Source organism: Vibrio sp. 1402, from assembly GCF_033340275.1.
In genome coordinates, this window is sequence record NZ_JAWOWE010000142.1 from 1 (window position 1) to 865 (window position 865).

Genomic DNA, 865 nt, shown 5'->3' on the forward strand with positions numbered 1-865 from the left:
CGCTACTACGTGGAAGATAATCCAGAGATTCCAGATGCAGAATACGACCGCCTAATGCGTGAACTGCTAGAAATTGAAGCTCAACATCCTGATTTAGTGACGGTTGATTCGCCAAGTCAGCGAGTGGGTGGTAAGCCGCTTTCTGAATTTAGTCAGGTGACACACGAAGTCCCAATGTTGTCATTAGATAATGCATTCGACGACAGTGAACTCGACAGCTTCCATAAACGTGCTCAAGACCGAATCGGTGGAGAAAGCATTAAGCAGTATTGTTGTGAACCAAAGCTAGATGGCTTAGCCGTGAGTCTGCTGTATGAAAACGGTATTTTAGTTCAAGCGGCAACGCGTGGTGATGGTACTACGGGTGAAAACATCACTGAAAACGTGCGCACCATTAATGCCATTCCTCTGAAGCTGAGGGGTGATGACTGGCCAGCTCGTCTTGAGGTCCGCGGTGAAGTGTTTATGCCGAAAGCGGGCTTTGAAAAGTTGAATGAGCTTGCGCGTCAGAAGGGCGAAAAAGTGTTTGTGAACCCTCGCAATGCAGCAGCAGGCAGTCTACGTCAATTAGATTCGCGTATTACGGCTTCGCGCCCACTTAGCTTCTACGCATACAGTGTTGGAGTTGTGCAAGGGGCTGATTTGGCAGCCAGTCACTATGAGCGTTTTCTACAGATAAAATCTTGGGGACTGCCAATGTGTCCAGAGACCAAGCGAGTCGACAGTTTGGCAGACGTAAAAACTTATTATCAAGACATTCTGCAGCGTCGTGATGCATTACCTTACGAAATTGACGGAGTCGTGATCAAAATTGACGATATTGCCGTTCAAGAGCGCCTTGGTTTTGTTGCTCGCGCTCCACGTT

Annotated in this window: 1 protein-coding gene; it reads left to right on the plus strand. The window is 47.9% G+C overall.

From position 1 onward, the window contains the following. On the plus strand, positions 1-865 hold an 865-nt coding region (gene ligA / locus R7044_RS24675), incomplete at both ends, for an NAD-dependent DNA ligase LigA (protein ID WP_225455930.1).